20 protein-coding genes are annotated in these 17,678 nt (G+C 65.1%); 6 read left to right on the plus strand and 14 right to left on the minus strand.

Going from position 1 to position 17,678, the window contains the following annotated elements; translation table 11 throughout:
• Position 1: 1 nt before the first annotated feature.
• The 4 genes from DKT77_RS18490 (at position 2) to DKT77_RS18505 (ending at position 3,434) form a co-directional block, all read left to right on the plus strand.
• The gene (locus DKT77_RS18490) at positions 2–892 is read left to right on the plus strand and encodes an NAD(P)-dependent oxidoreductase (protein ID WP_109813131.1); all 891 of its coding nucleotides are present in this window, start codon (positions 2–4) and stop codon (positions 890–892) included.
• Positions 893–963: 71 nt separating this feature from the next.
• On the plus strand, positions 964–1,788 hold the full coding sequence (locus DKT77_RS18495) for a sulfite exporter TauE/SafE family protein (RefSeq protein WP_238548012.1): 825 nt from the start codon (positions 964–966) through the stop codon (positions 1,786–1,788).
• Between the two features lie 383 nt (positions 1,789–2,171).
• Entirely contained in the window at positions 2,172–2,969 is a 798-nt protein-coding gene (locus DKT77_RS18500; RefSeq protein WP_109813132.1) for a transglutaminase-like domain-containing protein, read from the plus strand.
• A gap of 231 nt (positions 2,970–3,200) precedes the next feature.
• Positions 3,201–3,434 (plus strand): hypothetical protein, encoded by a 234-nt coding sequence (locus DKT77_RS18505; protein ID WP_109813133.1) that lies wholly within the window; start codon positions 3,201–3,203, stop codon positions 3,432–3,434.
• A 58-nt stretch (positions 3,435–3,492) separates the two neighbouring features.
• On the opposite strand, the gene arsJ is transcribed toward DKT77_RS18505, so the two are convergent.
• The 7 genes from arsJ to DKT77_RS18540 form a co-directional block, all read right to left on the minus strand.
• Positions 3,493–4,764 (minus strand): organoarsenical effux MFS transporter ArsJ, encoded by a 1,272-nt coding sequence (gene arsJ, locus DKT77_RS18510; RefSeq protein ID WP_109813134.1) that lies wholly within the window; start codon positions 4,762–4,764, stop codon positions 3,493–3,495.
• A complete protein-coding gene (locus DKT77_RS18515; protein ID WP_109813135.1) occupies positions 4,761–5,759 on the minus strand; it encodes an ArsJ-associated glyceraldehyde-3-phosphate dehydrogenase in 999 nt (332 codons plus the stop codon). Before DKT77_RS18515 ends, arsJ begins: the two co-directional genes overlap by 4 nt.
• The gene (locus DKT77_RS18520) at positions 5,756–6,607 is read right to left on the minus strand and encodes an arsenate reductase/protein-tyrosine-phosphatase family protein (RefSeq protein WP_109813136.1); all 852 of its coding nucleotides are present in this window, start codon (positions 6,605–6,607) and stop codon (positions 5,756–5,758) included. Before DKT77_RS18520 ends, DKT77_RS18515 begins: the two co-directional genes overlap by 4 nt.
• 121 nt (positions 6,608–6,728) lie before the next feature.
• Entirely contained in the window at positions 6,729–7,004 is a 276-nt protein-coding gene (locus tag DKT77_RS18525; protein ID WP_109813137.1) for a hypothetical protein, read from the minus strand.
• Between the two features lie 70 nt (positions 7,005–7,074).
• The gene (locus DKT77_RS18530) at positions 7,075–8,316 is read right to left on the minus strand and encodes an APC family permease (RefSeq protein ID WP_109813138.1); all 1,242 of its coding nucleotides are present in this window, start codon (positions 8,314–8,316) and stop codon (positions 7,075–7,077) included.
• Positions 8,309–8,671 (minus strand): cupin domain-containing protein, encoded by a 363-nt coding sequence (locus DKT77_RS18535; protein ID WP_238548013.1) that lies wholly within the window; start codon positions 8,669–8,671, stop codon positions 8,309–8,311. The genes DKT77_RS18530 and DKT77_RS18535 overlap by 8 nt, the downstream gene beginning before the upstream one ends.
• Positions 8,668–9,423, minus strand: coding sequence for a YqcI/YcgG family protein (locus tag DKT77_RS18540; protein WP_109813139.1), 756 nt, complete (start codon positions 9,421–9,423; stop codon positions 8,668–8,670). The genes DKT77_RS18535 and DKT77_RS18540 overlap by 4 nt, the downstream gene beginning before the upstream one ends.
• Before the next feature lie 136 nt (positions 9,424–9,559).
• On the opposite strand from DKT77_RS18540, the gene DKT77_RS18545 reads away from it, so the two are divergent.
• Together DKT77_RS18545 and DKT77_RS18550 are read left to right on the plus strand one after the other, a co-directional pair.
• Positions 9,560–10,060, plus strand: coding sequence for an Lrp/AsnC family transcriptional regulator (locus tag DKT77_RS18545; protein ID WP_109813140.1), 501 nt, complete (start codon positions 9,560–9,562; stop codon positions 10,058–10,060).
• Positions 10,057–10,368 carry a helix-turn-helix domain-containing protein gene (locus DKT77_RS18550; protein ID WP_109813141.1) on the plus strand — a complete coding sequence of 104 codons (312 nt, stop codon included), beginning with the start codon at positions 10,057–10,059 and terminating at the stop codon, positions 10,366–10,368. The genes DKT77_RS18545 and DKT77_RS18550 overlap by 4 nt, the downstream gene beginning before the upstream one ends.
• A 52-nt stretch (positions 10,369–10,420) precedes the next feature.
• On the opposite strand, the gene DKT77_RS18555 is transcribed toward DKT77_RS18550, so the two are convergent.
• From DKT77_RS18555 to DKT77_RS18585, 7 genes are read right to left on the minus strand one after another with little or no spacing between them, the layout of a single operon-like run.
• Positions 10,421–12,163: a hypothetical protein gene (locus DKT77_RS18555; RefSeq protein WP_109813142.1), complete on the minus strand. Its 1,743-nt coding sequence runs from the start codon at positions 12,161–12,163 to the stop codon at positions 10,421–10,423.
• Between the two features lie 2 nt (positions 12,164–12,165).
• The gene (locus DKT77_RS18560) at positions 12,166–13,311 is read right to left on the minus strand and encodes a protein-glutamate methylesterase/protein-glutamine glutaminase (protein WP_109813143.1); all 1,146 of its coding nucleotides are present in this window, start codon (positions 13,309–13,311) and stop codon (positions 12,166–12,168) included.
• A 4-nt stretch (positions 13,312–13,315) separates the two neighbouring features.
• Positions 13,316–14,143, minus strand: a complete 828-nt coding sequence (locus DKT77_RS18565) for a CheR family methyltransferase (protein ID WP_109813144.1) — start codon at positions 14,141–14,143, stop codon at positions 13,316–13,318.
• Positions 14,137–14,685 carry a chemotaxis protein CheW gene (locus DKT77_RS18570; RefSeq protein WP_109813145.1) on the minus strand — a complete coding sequence of 183 codons (549 nt, stop codon included), beginning with the start codon at positions 14,683–14,685 and terminating at the stop codon, positions 14,137–14,139. Before DKT77_RS18570 ends, DKT77_RS18565 begins: the two co-directional genes overlap by 7 nt.
• Positions 14,686–14,730: 45 nt before the next feature.
• A complete protein-coding gene (locus DKT77_RS18575) occupies positions 14,731–15,234 on the minus strand; it encodes a chemotaxis protein CheW (RefSeq protein WP_109813146.1) in 504 nt (167 codons plus the stop codon).
• A complete protein-coding gene (locus DKT77_RS18580; protein WP_109813147.1) occupies positions 15,231–17,297 on the minus strand; it encodes a chemotaxis protein CheA in 2,067 nt (688 codons plus the stop codon). Before DKT77_RS18580 ends, DKT77_RS18575 begins: the two co-directional genes overlap by 4 nt.
• Positions 17,294–17,662, minus strand: coding sequence for a response regulator (locus tag DKT77_RS18585; protein ID WP_109813148.1), 369 nt, complete (start codon positions 17,660–17,662; stop codon positions 17,294–17,296). Before DKT77_RS18585 ends, DKT77_RS18580 begins: the two co-directional genes overlap by 4 nt.
• Positions 17,663–17,678 lie beyond the last annotated feature (16 nt).

Below are 17,678 nucleotides of genomic sequence, written 5' to 3' on the forward strand. Positions count from 1 at the left end.
CATGGCACAGGACACCCGCATCGGGATCATCGGCACCGGACGCATGGGCACGGCCTTCGCCACGCGGCTGGCTGGGCAGTCCTTCCCTGTAACCGTCTGGAACCGCACACCGGACCGTGCGGCAGCAGCAGCGGAAGCGGGCGCGCGTATCGCCCCGGACCTTGCGGCACTGTGCGCGGAGAGCGACGTGATCCTGACCTCGCTTACGGATTTCGCCGCGCTGTGGGACGTCTGCGCCGGGACTGACGGTCTTGCCGCGCAGCCGCTCGGCGGCAAGCTGGTGATCGAGATGAGCACGATCCTGCCCGACGAACAGATCCGGCTGGCCGAGCATCTGGGCGCGCGTGGCGCGGCTTTCGTGGACTGCCCGGTCGGCGGCACCGTCGGACCGGCCTTGAAGGGCGCGCTTCTCGGATTTGCGGGCGGCGCGCCCGACGCCTGGGATCGGGCCGAACCCGTGCTGGGCCACCTTTGCAAGCGGGTCGAGCATGTCGGCCCGGTCGGAGCGGGCGCAGCGATGAAACTGGCGGTGAACCTGCCGCTGGCGATGTACTGGGCCACGATGGGCGAGGCGCTGACCATGCTGGGCGACAGTGATCTGCCGGGAGCAAGCATTGCCGGGCTGATGGCCGACTCCTCGGCCGGTCCGAACGTGCTGAAGAACCGGATGCAGGTGGTGTCCGATACGCTGGACGGGACCGACCAGCCGGGCACCTTCGACATCGACGGGCTGCGCAAGGACCTTGCGCTGGCGATCAAGTGGGCGGCGCGGCGGGGACGCGATCTGCCACTGGCACTTGCCGCGCTGGAAACATACAACGCCGCGCAGGACAAGGGGCTTGGCCGCTTCGACGGCGCCAGCGTCGCGCGGTTCGTGCGCGACGGCCGCTAGGCCCCCGCGCCGCGACGACACCGAACGATCACGGCGGGACCGCGACCGGCGCCCGCGGGAAAGGGGGCCGTGTGCCTGACAGTTTCGATCCGCAGACACTTGCGGCCATGGCCGGCGCGTTGCTGGTGGCGGGAGCGATGATCGGCATTCTCGCCGGCCTGTTCGGCGTGGGCGGAGGCGCGATCAGCGTGCCCGTCTTCTACGAGGTGTTCCGCCTGAGCAACGTACCGCTGGATGTAGCGATGCCGCTTGCGGTGGGCACGTCGCTGGCAATCATCGTTCCGACCTCGGTGGTGTCGGCCCGCGCCCATGCGCGCCGCGGCACGGTGGACATGGCTCTACTGCGGACCTGGGCAGTGCCGGTGCTGGTTGGCGTGCTGACCGGCAGCGCCATCGCGCGCTATGCCGACCCGGCTCTTTTCCAGATCGTCTTCGTGGCTGTGGCGACGACTAACGCGGTCAAGATGCTGGTCGGCGGCAACTGGCGCCTGCGTGACACGATGCCGGGGCGCGCGGTGACCGCAGCAAGCGGCGCGTTGATAGGGCTTCTGTCGGCGCTGATGGGGATCGGCGGCGGCGCCATTTCCAACCTGTTCCTGACCCTGCACGGCCGGTCAATGCGCGAGGCGGTGTCCACCTCGGCGGGCGTTGGCGTGCTGATCGCCGTTCCCGGCGCACTCGGCTACATGGCGGCGGGCTGGGGCAAGCCGGGCCTGCCCTTCGACGCCATCGGTTACGTCTCCTTCCTGACACTGGCGGTTACCCTGCCCACGACGCTGCTGACCACGCGGTTCGGCGCAAGTCTTGCGCACAGCCTGCCCAAGGAAGTGCTGACACGGTTGTTCGGTCTGTTCCTGCTGTGCGTCAGTGCGCGGTTCATCGTGGCGCTGTTCTGACAACCGGCAGTGCCTATTGAGGCAGGCAAGACGGGTCAAAGCGCGGCCGCGCGATGACCTGCCCCTGACAAGGCGGAGCATTCGGCCGTCGGCATCCCGGCGACACCGGGCGGCAGATTCACCCCCAAAGCCGCCCGCGGGTCCCACGTCATTGCAAAAGGCAAGCGGCCGCAACGCGGCTTGGCGGCGCGATCCAGGCGTCCCCCGGCGCGGGCTCGCGGGCGAAGCTGGCTTCCATCCAGCAAACCGCCTGCCGATAGGGCAGCGCGGTGCGCGCGGCCTGACATCAAAACCGCAAGGCGGATTTTTCGCCCGCAAGGGGTGGTCGCGGCGCGCCCGGACGGCGAAGGTGGCCGGGTGCGCAAATCGAGGACAAGAGGCCCATGCTGATCCATATCGACGTGACGATGTCCTACCGGCTCGACCTTGGCAGGTCGGTGCTGCTTGCCATCGAAGCCGCCCAGACAGCGGGCCAGTCCGTGCTGTCCGACAGACTGGATTGCGGCGGCGCGTGGCCGCGCCATATCCCCGGCGAGGCGGGTATCGGCCGCCGCATCCACATTGGGCTCGACGGCCCCATGATGCAGCTTGGCTATGCCGCGACGGTCGATGTAACACGCCCTGCCACCGCGCTGGAGCCGTTGCGCGAACACCCGGTGCACGATCTGCCGGCCGAAGCGCTGCCGTTTCTGCGGCCGTCGCGCTACTGCCAGTCCGACATGTTCGGCGTCTTCGTCGCCCGGCGTTTCGGGGCGCTGTCCGGCGGCACCAAAATCGCCGCCATTCGGGACTGGGTGGGACAGGAGATGACCTATGTGCCCGACGCGTCCAGCTCCGCGACGACCGTGCTTGACACCTTCGCCACCCGCGAGGGCGTATGCCGCGACTATGCCCACATGGTCTGCGCGCTGGCCCGCGCCGCGAATATACCTGCGCGCTATGCTTCGGTCTATGCTCCAGATGTGGTGCCGCCGGATTTCCATGCCGTTGCGCAAGTCTGGCTGGAGGGCGACTGGCACCTTGTCGATGCCACCGGTATGAGTCGGCCCGACGACACCGTCGTCATCACTGCCGGGCGCGATGCCTGCGATGTCGCCTTCATGGAAACCGTCCAGAACGCCCAGTTCGTGGCCCAATCGGTACTGGTCTCGCGCGGGAACACGGGGGCGGCCTTCGGATGACGCCGCTACACTTTCCCTTACGCCGCGCACCCCCTTCGGGCGGCGGGCACCAACCGGCATTGGTCGGCGACGCGAGGCCGAACGATGGGCATACCGGGCCGAACGGCGGATTCCCCACATAAAAGACACCCCCTGCTATACCATCGGGAACCCGACAGCGCCGCTCCGCCATGCGATAAGGTTTCTCAGCAGAACGCGATAACAGACCCTCATCAAAGCGGCGGATCACACATGTATCAGGAACAGGCCCAGACTCAGGAACCGTTGCGCAGTGGCGGCATCACCCTGATGAGCTTTATTGCGGCTGACGTGGTCCTGACCGTCTTCCTCGCATCCGCGCTCAAGTCGCTGGGATTCGGCATCGTGCAGGCGATTGCCGCAGCCTGGCTGGCGGGGGGGTTCCTGACCGTCGCTGTCGTTATGACCGCCGCCCTGCTGGCACAGGCCCCGGCGCAGCGCGTCTGACCCGGACAGTCCGCCAACTGCGCTGTCCCAAAGGGTCCGTGCGCAAGACGTCAGCCCCTTAGGTCAGTACGCCTTCGGGCTGGGGCGCCGGTTTCAGGCGCCCCGCCGCCAGAGCACTTAACGCAATCATGACCGCGGCCGTTCCAAGGCAAAGCGCAAGTCCGCCGGTCTGGTATGTCAAGCCCGACAAGAGCGTGCCCACAAGACGCCCAGCCGCGTTGGCCATGTAATAGAACCCCACATCCATCGTCACCCGCTCGTCCCGGCTGAAGGCCAGCACGAGATAGGAATGCAGCGCCGAGTTCACCGCGAAGAGGCCGCCGAACAGCAACAGGCCAACCACAAGCGTTGCCGTCAGCCAAGGGGCAGGGACCGGCGACAGTGCCGCCGCAATCGCCAGACCCGCCGGGACCACGAACAGCCAAAGCGCCCAGCGGCGTGCGGCGGGGATCAGTTCAGCCTCGCTGCGGCGGGCGGCGCCAAGCAGCCGGGGCGCGGAGGCCTGGACCGCACCATAAAGGATGATCCAGACCGCCATGAACGTGCCGATCATAAAGAAGGCGGCGCGGTTCCCCGCCTCGCTTCCATCGGACAGCACCGCGTAGAAATAGATCGGGATGCCGACCACGAACCACACGTCACGTGCCCCGAACAGAAATACCCGCGCCGCCGATAGCCAGTTGATGTTGCGCGATCGCGAGAACACCTCGGTGAATTTGGTGCCCTTGCGTCCGCGCGGCAGCCCCGACGGCATGAATACCGCGACCGCCATCAGGATGATCCCCAGCACCGCCGCCAGCGCCAGCGCCGAGGCCGAGAAGCCCAGCGTCGCCAGCAGCGCCGCCCCCAGCAGGAAGCCAAGGCCCTTCACGGCATTCTTCGACCCGGTCAGCACCGCGACCCAGCGAAAGAGGCCGCCACCGTCCTTCGGGGCCAGCAGCTTGACCGCGCTTTTGGAGGACATCTTGGCAAGGTCCTTGGCCACACCGCTTGCTCCCTGCACCAGCATGACGAACACGACCGAGGTCGCCACGGCCCAGCCGGGATCGAGCTGCGCCAGTGCCACCAGTGCCAAGACCTGCAGCCCCAGCCCGGCATAGAGCGTCGCCGTCAGCCCGAAGCGTACTGCGATCCAGCCCGCCGAAAGGTTGGTAACAATACCGGCCACCTCGTAGAGCACGAAGAGGTAGGCCAGTTGCACCGGTGAGAAGCCAAGCGTGTGGAAATGCAGCAGCACCAGCATTCGCAGCGCGCCATCGGTCAGCATGAAGGCCCAGTAGGCAGCCGTCACGGCGATATAGGCCGACAGTCCTTCGGGCCGGTCAGTCACAGTGAAGCCCCGACCATCAAAGCCACGTCTATCAACCGGTGAGCGTAGCCCATCTCGTTGTCGTACCACGCGTAGATCTTCACCTGAGTGCCATTGACAACCATCGTCGAAGGCGCGTCGATGATCGACGAGCGCGTGTCGTTGGTGTAGTCGGTCGAAACCAGCGGCCGTTCCTCGTAGCCGAGGATGCCCGCAAGCGGCCCATCGGCGGCGGCCTTGAACATCGCGTTGACCTCTTCTGCGGTGGTCGCGCGCTCCACCTCGAACACGCAATCTGTCAGCGAGGCGTTCAGCAGAGGCACGCGCACCGCATGGCCGTTCAGTCGTCCCGTCAGTTCGGGGTAGATCAGGGTGATTGCCGTCGCGCTGCCCGTGGTCGTAGGGATCAGCGCGTTCAGCGCGGATCGCGCGCGGCGCAGGTCCTTGGCAGGCCGGTCCACGATGGTCTGTGTGTTGGTCACGTCGTGGATCGTGGTGATCGATCCGTGCCGGATGCCAAGCGCCTCGTGGATGACCTTCACCACCGGCGCAAGGCAGTTGGTGGTGCAGCTCGCCGCCGTGACGATCTGGTGTTCGGCCGGATCGTAGATCGCGTCGTTCACGCCGTAGACGATGTTCGCAGCGCCGCCGTCCTTGACCGGGGCGGAAACGACGACCTTTTTCACACCGGCAGCGAAATAGGGTTCCAGCGCCGCGGCCGTCTTGAACTTGCCGGTGCAGTCGATGACCACATCGACCCCGTTGAGCGGCAGGTCCTCGATCGCGCGCGCGCCCACGAAGGACAGGCGCGTGCCGTCCACGGTCACGGCCGCGTCATCGGCCGCGAAATCCGCCGCCCAGCGGCCATGCACGGTGTCGAATTCCAGAAGATGCGCGTGCATCGCCGGATCGCCGACCGCGTCATTGATCCAGGCGATGTCGGCGCCGCGGTCCAGCAGCGGGCGGAGCGCCAGCTTGCCGATCCGTCCCAACCCGTTCAGCGCATAAACGGTCATGCAAGCACGTCGCGGCTGGCGTCTGCCGCGCCAAGCGCATCCACCGCACGCTGCAGCGATACCGCGTCCAGCGCCTCGAGCGGAAGTGCGGTGAAAGCGCGGATGCGATTGTAGAGCGCGCCGTAGGCCTGATGGAAGGCAAGGTTCTTTTCGGCGTCCGTGCCGTCGACCTTCACCGGGTCGGGCATGCCCCAATGGGCACTGACCGGCTGGCCTTGCCACGGCGGGCATTCCTCGTTCGCGGCCTGGTTGCATACCGTGAATACGAAGTCGAACCGCGGGGCGTCTGCGCCCTGAAATTCGGCCACATTCTTGGACCGCAGGACGGAGATGTCATGCCCCTTCTGTTCCAGCACTTCCAGTGCGAAAGGGTTGAGTTCCGAATAGGGCTTTGTGCCTGCGGAATAGGCTTCGAAACGGCCACCCCCCACCTTGCGAAGGATGGATTCGGCAAAGATCGACCGGGCGGAGTTGCCGGTGCAGATGAAGAGGACCTTGAGTTTCTTGTCGGCCATGTCGCGGGTTCCTGAGTCGGGGAATAAGGGAGTGGGCAAGCAGATTTCCGGGCGGCCCCGGCAACAGTCGCGCAGAAGGAAGTCGAAGGTGCCGCGCACCTGATCGAGGTCTATGTCATAGAGAAGAGAGGTTCCCACCCGCGCCTGGCGCACCAACCCTGCCTGCAGAAGCGCCGCCAGATAGGCCGACAGCGTGCTCGCCTTCAGCCCCAGCACGGCGGCGATTTCACCGGCGGGAAGACGGTCGGGATAGCGGCGCATCAGCAGCCGGAAGATGGCCAGCCGCTGCGGATGGCCAAGCGTCGCAAGACGATGGGGAATCTGTTTTTCCATATTTCATGAATATACGAAATTTGAATGCAGGGCAAGGTTGATCCAAGGCCGCGCGCACCATCCGCCTCCGGCACGTCGCCGGGGCGGATAGCGCCGCCTCTTTCCAACGAAATGCTCGCCGTCAGGCGCTGGCCTTGGGCTTTCCGATCTCCTGTTCCGAGAACAGGTCCTCCGCCGCGAAGAGAAGCTGGTCGCGGTAATCGGGCTCCAGCGAAGCGGCGATCACCAACAAGCTGTCGATACACGGGTCGCGTCGCCATTCAAGGAAAGTGCCCACCACATCAGGATCATGACACTGCAGAATCTGCACGATGAACTGGCGCGCAAGATGTTGTCGGGCGGGGTCAAGGGACTGCATCAGATCGGTCAGATCGACGGCGGTCGGTTGGTCGGTCATGGGCTCTGCTCCCCGGGTTGAAACGCGATTGGAAGGCCCGGCACGCGGGGCGCCGGGCGAAGGAGGACGGTCATGCGTGGGCACAACGCTGATTGGCAAGGATCCCGGCTGTGGCCAGAAGAAGCATCGGGTAGATCATGCCCTCGGCCCCGCGCAGCGCCATCATGGCCGCCGCGATGGCCACGCACAGCCAGCCCAAAAGCCACTCGCCCGTATTGCGCGGCCGCCGGATCAGCACCGCCGCGACACCGGCATAAAGCAGCAGGAAGTTCTGCCCCGCCATCGCCAGGAGATCGCCAAGGTCGACCGCGCCGAGCCAGGTGGCGCAGGTCACCGCCAGAAGCGCCGTCACCGTCGCGGAAACGGCAAGGTAGGGCATGCCGCGCCGCTGCGCTGTCAGCATGCTGGGCAACACACCGTCACTTGCAGCGGCAAAGACCATGCGCGAAACCGCCCAGACGGCCGCTGCGAGATTGGCGAAGATCAGCGTGACCGAAAGTCCCGAGACGATCCAGATGCCGGATGGGCCGAACACCGTGCCGAACAGCAGCGCGAAAGGCGCCTCAGGCCGGGCGGCGGTGTCGATGCCCTGCACGACCAACGCCAGCCCGCCGTACAGCAGCACGACGATCGCGAAGGACAGACCCATTGCAAGAGGCATGTCACGGCGCGGGTTGCGGAAATCACCGCCCAGATGGGCCGCGACCTCCCAGCCGGTGAAGGCGAAGAAAACCATCATTACCGTCGTCCCAAGCAGGTGGCGGGGCGGCAGATCTGCCATCACGGCTTCGGCGCCAGGCAGGCGCGGGGCCGTGACGGACCAACCGATTACCAGCACCGCCAGCAGCGCGACCAGCAGAAGCGACGCCAGAACGGCGTTGATCCGGCCCGCAATCTCGGCTGAAATCACGTTCACCAGTGCTGCGGCGGCGATAAGCGCGGCCGCATAAAGCGCCGCGGGACCGCCGATCGCGGCAGCGATGTAGTGGCCGCCCGTCAGCGCGATGGCGGGCAGGCCGAACAGCACAGCGCCAAGAAACAGCAAAGTGCCCGATGTATAGCCGAACTGGCCGAACCCCTTGGACAGGATCGTCGCCAGTCCACCCGCCCCGGGCCAGCGGCGGCCCAGCAGCGCGAACACCGCGAGCAGCGGCAGCGCCGCCACCGCACACAGCGCCCAGATCAGCGGTGCCGATGCCCCTGCAGCCTGCGCCGCCAGCCCCGGCAGGGTCAGCAATCCGGCGCCCAGCACGATGTTCAGCATCATCGCCGTGCCGCGCCAGACCGTCAGGGTGCGCGGAAGCTCAGCCATGCTGGGGCAAGTTCACGGAATGGAAGGCGATCAGGTAAACCGCGCCACCGTCCAGCGCGACAGACCCGTGCATCATGCCCGCGGGCAGCGAGATCACCGTGCCCGGACCACAGATCTTCTCGCCCTGATCCCAGTAGAAGCGCACGCTGCCTTCCAGGATTACAAGCGTCTCGTCGGTGTTGTGCCGATGCCAGGCATGCTCCTTGCCGGCCACGTCGCGCTGCACCTCAACGGCGCCCTGATCGGGCAACAGCCGCATCAGCAACGGACGCAGGTTGGTTGTGTCCACTTCTGTCGAAAAAATGCGGAAATCCCGATCCATCTGATCGCGGGTCATATCGAGCGCGTGCATCATGCCACTTTTCCTTTCTTGTGGGTTGTGTCGTCATCGGTGGCGCGCCCAAGCCGGTGAAACGGGCAGGCGGGGGCATCGTTGGTGTCGCCAAGGAAATACTGTTCGAACTCACGGTTATCGGGGGCGCCGTAGTGGCCAAGCTGGGGCGCGGGCGGGATTGCGTCGAACGCCTGCAGGCGGCGGCGCACCTGGTCCAGCGCGCGCCGAGAGGCGGGCGTGTCGGTGTCCATGATCCCCTCAAACACCCAGCGGGGCTGGAACGTCACCATGAACGACGTGGACCGGCGGCTTTGACGCAGCACGTGGGCCGGCGTGTTGCAGACCACAAAGATCGGCTCGCCACCGAAACAAAATTCCCACATCGGTGTATCGAGCGCGCGCGGCACTTCCACCGGGCGCGGCGCGGTGTCCAGCCTTTCCAAACCGTCAAGAAGCGACCAGAACCGTGCGCGGTAGTCGGCCAACGCCTGCACCGGGCCCGGCCGCCCGAAAACCACAAGCGACGTCATGCGCCCGAAGTCGCGCGCGTTCGCCACATAGTCTTCGAGGATCGGCGCCAGGCTATCAGGCGTCATCGGATCGGGAAAAGCGAACCTTAACTGGTCCTTACGCAGTCCTGTCTCACCGAACACGCAAGGGAAAGGCCGCGTCGAACTGGTCAGTGTCGATTCGAATTCAGAGAAGACGATCCGCTGCCAGCTCGCCTCGGGGTGCTGCTCCGCGACTGCGCGCCGCGATAGAAAATGGGTCATGCGACTACCTCTGAGGGGGTTCGTTTCGGTAATCGTCCTTTAACTTTGGTAAGAAAGCAGCTTTCAAATCGAAGATTTGTCTTCGTTTTGGCAAAAACTTCTACTAAAAAGGGTATTCAGGCAGGTGGAGTTTTCAATGCGACTAACCTCGACTGACAAGATGATCCTCGAGTTGCTGCGCGAAGATGGACGCAGGAGCATCACCGAGATCGCCTCGATCATCGGTTTGTCGCGGCCCACGGTCCGGCACCACGTCGACAGGCTAGTCCGCGAAAAGGTGATCCGCCGCTTCACCGTCGATATCGACGCGCCGGGTGAATCGCGCCCGTCTGGCGTGCGCGCGATGTTCGATGTCCGGTTGCGCCGCAACGTCTGCGGCATGGTGTTTTCGTCAATCTCCAACTGGAGCGAGCTTGTCTCGGCCTGGTCGACATCGGGATCTACCGACATGCGGGTTCTGGTCGAGGCGGCCGACCAGAGCATGATCGAGGATCTGCGCGACCGGTTGGCACGGCATCCGGAAGTTGCGTCGCTGACAACGACGCTTGTTTTGAAGACTTGGTGCGAACGTATATCAGGGATCGAGGAACGCGCGCCCGAGGAATACCTTATAACAAGAAAAGGGGAGCCCGTTTGACCGATTTACTGACGAAACGAATTGACAAGCTGACAGGGGAGGCGATCCGCCGCTACCGCAAGGCCGCCGGTCTGTCACAGGCGGATCTTGGTCGTGCGGCGGGCGTGACATTCCAGCAGATCCAGAAGTACGAACTGGGCCAGAACCGGGTGTCGATCAGCCGCCTGTTCCAGTTGGCCGGCACCCTGGGGGTGGATCCCTCGGCACTTGTGGCCGATGTGCAGCGCGCGGTGTTCCGCACCGATGCCGCCGCACTTGGCGCGATAACCCAGCGCGCGCATTTCCGCTCGGTCAGCGAAGACACCTAATCCCGCGTCCGGCACCGGGATGAACCGGTGCCGGACACACGGGAACGGAAGATCAGAAGAAGATGTCGTCCAGTTCATCCGCAACGGCAGACGGGCTCTCGGGCGCGGTTCCGGGCGCTTCTTGCGATGCAGGCCGGACGGTGCCGCTGCCAGCCGCATCATCCGAAACGTCAGCCAGGTCACCCGGACCCGGCACCGCCTGTACCATTTGGAACATGCGGTCATGCAGATCGCGTTCCTCCTGCATCGTGTAAGTTGCGCGGATCTCGGTCAGCGTCGCCGCGAAGGCGCTGTCGTCGGGGCCGAGGCGGAACACGTCATGCGCCCCGTTATCCGGATTGTCCGTACCGATCTTGGCCACCTGCCGCACCATTGCTCCGAACCGCTCGGTACCGTCGCCGATGGCCTGCACGATGCGCCGAGGCCGCACTGCCAGTTCCGGCAGCAGGTCCGCAAGCACGCCGCGCGTCGTGCGCAGCGTCCCGTCGCCCTCGCCGAGGTCGGACAGATTCCAATCGGCCTGACGTGCGTCCAACTCATCCCATTGCTGCAGGTTCCGCTTGGTGGTGTCCATGCTCGCAACGAACACGTCGAAGCTTTTGGGAATTTCCGAGATGACCTCGTTGATCTGCTGCGACACGACGATCATGTCCTGCGCTTTTCGGAAGCTGCGGGCGCAGGTGACGATCGTGTTGAGCGACGCAAGGCTCATGTGGAAGGCGCTGTCGGACAGGTTGCGCGAATGGGACTGAAGCTGCGTGTCCATATCCAGCAGGGCGACGCGGGCGTCGCGCGCCGTCTCCTTGAGCGCGTCCATTGATGCAAGATCGGCCGGCGCCACGGGGCCGGGTCCGTCAGGAATGCCAGCGCCGAAGGCCTTCGATATCGCGTCGCATTGCTGAAGGAAATCGGGCATCCGGCCGTTGAATGCACCCATCATGTCCTGCGCAACCTGTGCGTCGGCCAGAACCGCCTCGACGGTCTGGGCAAGCTGGGCAACGCCGAGGCGCGATAGCGCCGCCGCCTCGGGCGAGCCGGGCACGCAGCCCCGCGCGCGGGCGAGTATCAGATCCACATGTTCGGCCCGCTGACGGCTTCGGTCGCCGATCTGCAAGGCAGAGATGATCGCCGAGATCTCGGTCCGAGCCGAGTCGATGAACGTGTTCAACCACGCCGACGCCTCGCGCGCCGCATCCATCCCCGTCTCGAGTGCGCCAAGCGCCGCTTCCATCGCCTCCGCCCGGGGGCGCAGGGTCCGCAGCATCGCCAGCGCGCGCGCCTCGGCAGCCTGGCCCATCTGGTCGATCAGCGAAGTGATGCCGTCGATGACGTCGACCATGGCCTTCGCCTCGGTCGAGGCCGCTTCGGAAATGTCCGAGATGTTCTGTGCCAGCCGCACGAGATGTTCCCCCTGCGGCTGTCGCGAGTGAGCCTGCGCGATGATCCGGGCGTTCAGCGACACGATGTTGGACGATTGGATCGTCTGCGACAGCTCGCGCAAGGTACGCACCATCGTCACGCTCTGGGACCGCAAGTCGCGCACCATATTGACGGTCAGCGTATTGGTTGTGTCCACTTCTTCGATAAAGCGCGAGACGATCTGCTGGCGGCGCGCGATGCTCGCAAGCTTCTCGGGCTGAAGTTGTTCCTCCAGCGCGGCGACGCCAGTGCGGAGGTCCTTGGTGTGCTCGAACGCGTAGGCAAGCAGGTCCAGCACCGCGGTGATGTCGGTCTCTATCCGCCGGAAAGGGTCCAGGTTCGGGCGCGGAACCTCGGAAATGGCCATGTCCTTCACTGTTACGCTCCCTGTCTTGCAGCCAAGCCGATGGCGGCGGCGTCGAATTTCAGGATCTGCTCCGCGATGCCGTGCAGCGGCACCGTGCGGTCCACGCCTCCGCGAGCAACGGCCACGCGCGGCATCCCGTAAACCACACAACTCGCCTCGTCCTGGGCGAGCGTCGTGGCACCGGCCTGCTGCATTTCCAGCAGGCATTGGGCGCCGTCCTCGCCCATACCGGTCATGATCACGCCAAGCGCATTGGGCCCCGCAGCGATGGACAGAGAACGGAACAGCACGTCCACCGACGGGCGGTGACGGCTGACCGGCGGCCCCTCAGACAGCCGCGCGACATAGCCGCGGCCCAGCCGTTCCACGATCAGGTGCCGATTGCCCGGTGCCACCAGCACTTGGCCGCGTTCCAGCCGGTCGCCATCGGCCGCCTCCTTGACGTGCATCCGGCATACGCTGTCAAGCCGCTTGGCGAACGCCTCGGTGAACTTTTCGGGCATGTGCTGGACAACCGCGATCGGCGGAGCGTCGGCGGGCAGGGCCTGAAGCACCTCGGCCAGCGCGACAGTACCGCCGGTGGACGCGCCAAGACCCACGATCGGTGCGCCGCGGCGCAGCATGATCGAGCCGGCCGCGCGCGGCGCCAGAACCACGTCGGGCGACAGCTTGCCATGAACGTCCAGCGGCATGATCTCGCGCCGAGGACGGGGAGCGGGCTTGGCCGCGCGGCTGATCCGCGCCTGCGCCGCTGCACGGATCGCGTGCCGGACCTGGGCCTGCCCCTCGTCGCCGTTCTGCTGGGAAAGGACCGATTTCGACAGCGCCTCGACCGCGCCGATCTCGAGCGCCTTGAGCGATGCCGACGATCCGGCGGGCGTGTGATTGGAACAGATCACAACCGGCAACGGGTTCTGCGCCATGATCCGGCGCAGGAAAGTCAACCCGTCCATGCGCGGCATCTCGATGTCCAGCAGCATCACGTCCGGCATCTGAACGCGCATCTTCTCCGCCGCCTCGAAGGGGTCGCCTGCCGTGTCCACCACGCACATCCCCGGCTCGCGGTCCACGATCTTACGCAGGATGATCCGGGCGGTTGCCGAATCTTCCACGATCATCACGCGGATCGCCCCGTCATCGCTTGTCGGCGCGGTCATGGCCTTATCCTTTCTGGTAGACCGCAACCGCCACGGGCTTAAGCCGCGGGTCACGGATGTTCATCGTCTCGGAATGCCCGACGAACAGGTAGCCGCCGGGGCGCAGGTGGTCCGTAACGTTGGACACAACCCGCATCTGGATTTCCGGCGCGAAGTAGATCAGCACGTTGCGCAGGAAGGCTACGTCGCAGTCGCGGTCCACCGCGAAGTTGTCCTCAACGAGATTGAGAACAGCGAACTGCACCATGCGGCGCAATTCTGCGGTCACTCGGGCCAGTTCGCGCCCCGTGCTCGACGTACCAAGCTGAAAGTAAAGGCTCCGCAACGGTTCGGGCACATCCGAAATGAGTTCGCGGTCATAGACGGCCTGGCGCGCCTTCGTGACCACCGACGGAGAAATGTCGGTGCCGAGAACCGTGAAGTCGAACTTCGGATTTCGACGTTTATGCTCAGCCAGCAGCATGGCGGCGGTATACGCCTCCTCGCCGGAGGAACTGGCCGCGCTCCAGAACCTGAATACACGGTTGCGCGGGTGCCTTGGCAGAACCTCGTTCACCAGCAGATCGAAATGCGCGCTTTCCCGGAAGAAATCGGTCTTGTTCGTGGTGATCAGGTCGATCATCCGCGGCAGTTCCTCGGACACGCGATTAGTGTCCACGACCCATGTCAGGTAGGTTTGCGCATCGGGCAGCTTCAATTCCGTGGCGCGCTTTCGCAGCCGCGTATCGATAAGGTTTCGCTTGGACGCATCCAGTTGAATACCGCTGCTCTTAGTGATGAGCCTGCCGAACCTTTCATAAAGGTCGTCGGCCTGCGTGGTGGATATCACCATGCGGCCTCCGACGCACCGCTTGGCGCCGTGGCCGCGCCGCTTCCCGGAAGCTCCTCATGATAATCGGCCAGCACGGCGGAGTTCATCAAACCGTCCAGATTGAGCAGCGTGATGTCCTCACCGTTTCGCTTTCCGATACCGCGCACCATTCGGCTGTCCCAGTTCAGAAGTCCAAGATCGGCGAAGGACATGATCCGGTCGTTGTCGAGGGTCGCCACCTCGTACACGCAGTCGGTGCGCAGGCCGACCGCCTTCTCACCGTCGCCGGACCGGATCAGCAGCACCACAATGCGGGTGTCCGCAGCGTCCGGGCGGAAGGGGCGGCCCAGCAGCTTGCGCAGGTCGGCCACGAGGATGCTTTCGCCCCGAACATCCACGTATCCCAGAAGGAACGGCGGTGTATGAGGAAGGGCACGGATCGGCCGGGCATCGAGGATTTCCTTGATGCGCGTGACCGGCAGGCCGACGCGGTCATCCTCCAGCCCGCAGGTCAGATAGGTCAGGCCGGTCCGGTCCTCTGTCTGGATCTTTTCGTCAAGCACTTGTTTTCTCCTGTCCTGACAGGCGAGCTGTTGCGCACGCCGCGATCATGCTTCGTCGCCGTCATGCCCCGACCCGAGGCCGAGATGCGTTTCGAACAGCCGCTCCACGTCGACAACGTGCACGAAGCGGCCATTCCAGCGGCCAATGCCGGTGACCGAATAGGCGGGCCAGCGGGAACCGAGTTCCGGCACCGACTGCACCGTTTCGGCATCGAGTGTGATCACGGCGTGGACCATTTCCGCGATCACGCCGACGGTCAGCGGACCAGCGTCCAGATCGAGTTGCATCACCATGATCCGGGTGTCGCTGTCGAACGGCTTCGGTTCCATCCCGAAAAGCGGGCGCAGGTCGGCCACCGGCAGCACCACGCCCCGGTTGTTCATCAGTCCGGGCGAATGGATGTCGGCCAGCGGCACCGGTGTAATGCGCGGCGGTTCGATCACCTCGCGCAGGACACGGGTGCTGACGGCGATCACCTCACCGCCCATCTCAAAGGTGACGAGGCCGTCCTTGCTGTTGGACGTGAAGGCGGCGGTCATCGCGTTCATGCGGCGCGCTCCCTTTGCGACGGGGTTGTGATGTTCTGGGACCTGACCAGTTGCGCGACGTCGAGGATCAGCGCGACATTGCCGTTCCCAAGGATCGTCGCACCCGAAAAGATGTCGAGGCGGCTGTGCAGCGGCGACAGGTGTTTTATCACGGTCTGGAAAGATCCGATGATCTCGTCCACGACCAGCCCGACCTGCGCATCACCGGCTCGCACCAGAACGACCTTAGGGAAAGCCGGCTCCTCACCTTCGACGCGGAAGACTTGCCGCAAACGCAAGATCGAAACCAGACGCTCGCGCAGTTCCACCACGGTGGACGTCGCCGTGCCTCCGCGGAGGGCCTCCGGCTGCTCGACGATGCCCTCCACTGCCGCCAGCGGCACGGTGTAGCGTTCGCTGCCTACCTGGAACAACAGGCCTTCCATGATCGCAAGCGTCAGCGGCAGACGCAGCGTGAAGGTCGTCCCCTGGCCCAGTACGGAATCTATGTCGATGCTGCCGCGCAGGGATTCCACCGTCGTCTTGACCACGTCAGTCCCTACACCCCGCCCGGACAGGTCTGTCACCGTCTCGGCGGTCGAGAAACCGGGCGCCAGGAGCAACGCGAACACCTCGTGACGCTTGAGCACCTGGTCCTGGGCGATCACGCCGCGTTCTATGGCGCGGCGGCGGATGAAGTCCGGATCGAGGCCGCGACCGTCGTCGGTCACGCTGATCAGCACATCCGCGCCTGAATAACGCGCCACCAGCCGCACGGTGCCGCGTTCGGGCTTGCCTGCGGCCACCCGCTCCGCAGTGGGTTCCAACCCATGATCGACCGCGTTGCGCAGAATATGCACCAGCGGGTCCGACAACTTGTCGATCACCGATTTGTCCAGTTCCGTCTCTTCCCCCTCGATCACCAAGTCGAACGCCTTGCCGGTCTTGGAGGCCAGGTCGTGGGCGAGGCGGCGGAAGCGCCCGGTAATCCCGGAAACAGGCGACAGGCGGATCGCCATCGTCGTGTCTCGCAGGCCAAGCGCAAGGCGTTGAATTCCCTCTACCACCTCGTCAAGTTCGGGCAGGTTCAGTTTGGATGCGAGATCGGCCAGACGCGATTCCGCGATGACCAACTCGCCGACGCGGTCCATGATGTCGTCAAGCCGTTCCGAGGACACCCGCATCTGACTGCTTGCGGCGGCTGTCGCGGCGGCGCGCTTGCCGCCCGCAGAAGCCTTGGTCGGCCCCTGCGCAGGCGTTTGCGCCTCTGCGACGGCAACCGCTGCCTTGGGGGCCGCAACGACGGCGGTCGACACCTCGGGGGCGAGCTCCGGCGATGCCTCTGCCGCCGCGCCGGGCGCCGCGTTGCCAGCCACGGGTTCCAGCGACAGGGTCATGCGGTCTTCGTGGAACATGAAGACATCGCGAATGTCCGCCTCCGGCGCGGCGGCGGGAAGCTCTATCGTCCACCCGGTATAGAGCCGGGCAGGGTCGAACGCGTCAAGCGCGGGCAGGCGGCTGACATCGGCGCGCAGCACGGTCTGCGCGCCGCCAATCTCGATCACCTCTTCCAAAAGGGCGACCGGGTTGCCGCCGATTTCCATCAGGTCTTCGGGCAGCGATATGGTCAGCCGCCATCCGTCGGCAGCGGGCGTTGCCGCACCGTTCGGGTCGCACGCCCCGGCCACATCCGCGCCATCTGCCGCCGCAGGAACCTTACCCGTCGCCTCAGCAAGAGCATGTTTCAGCGCGGCATCCAGTGACTGTTCCGGGTCTTCGCCTTCCAGCAGCGCGACGATCAGGTCGTAGGCCTGCAGCGACACCGAGATCAGTTGCGGCGACACGTTCGCTTCGCCTGAGCGGACCGCGTCGAAAGCCGCCTCGAAATCGTGGATGAATTCGGCCAGCCGCGTATAGCCGAACATCGCGCCAGTGCCTTTCAGCGTGTGCAGGTCGCGGAACACCTGGCTGACGAGGCCGATGTCCTCGGGCCGGTCGTTCAACGCCAGAAGCCCGGCCTGCAGGCTTTCGATCAGCGCCTCCGTCTCCTGGCGGAAGACTTCCTGGGTTTCTGCGTCGATCATGCGCCCAGCACCTTCTTGGCTACGGCAAGCAACTTGGTCTGCTCGAACGGTTTCGGGATCCAGCCAAGCGCTCCGGCCGCGCGGGCCTCGTCCTTCAGGCTGCCTTCGCTTTCGGTGGACAGGAACAGGATCGGAACGCCGCTGCTGGACGGATCCCCGCGATACGCCTTGATGAACTCGATCCCGGTCATGTTCGGCATGTTCTGGTCGGTGATGACCATGTCGAAGCGACGCGATTTCGCAGTGGCCAGTCCTTGCGCACCGTCCTCGGCCTGGGTCACGTCATAGCCCGCGCCTTCCAGCGTCATCGACACCATGCGGCGGACGGACGGGCTGTCATCGATGATGAGTACGGATTTGGTCATGAGCGTTTGCCTCCAG

The organism is Meridianimarinicoccus roseus, from assembly GCF_003172915.1.
Classification (GTDB): domain Bacteria; phylum Pseudomonadota; class Alphaproteobacteria; order Rhodobacterales; family Rhodobacteraceae; genus Meridianimarinicoccus; species Meridianimarinicoccus roseus.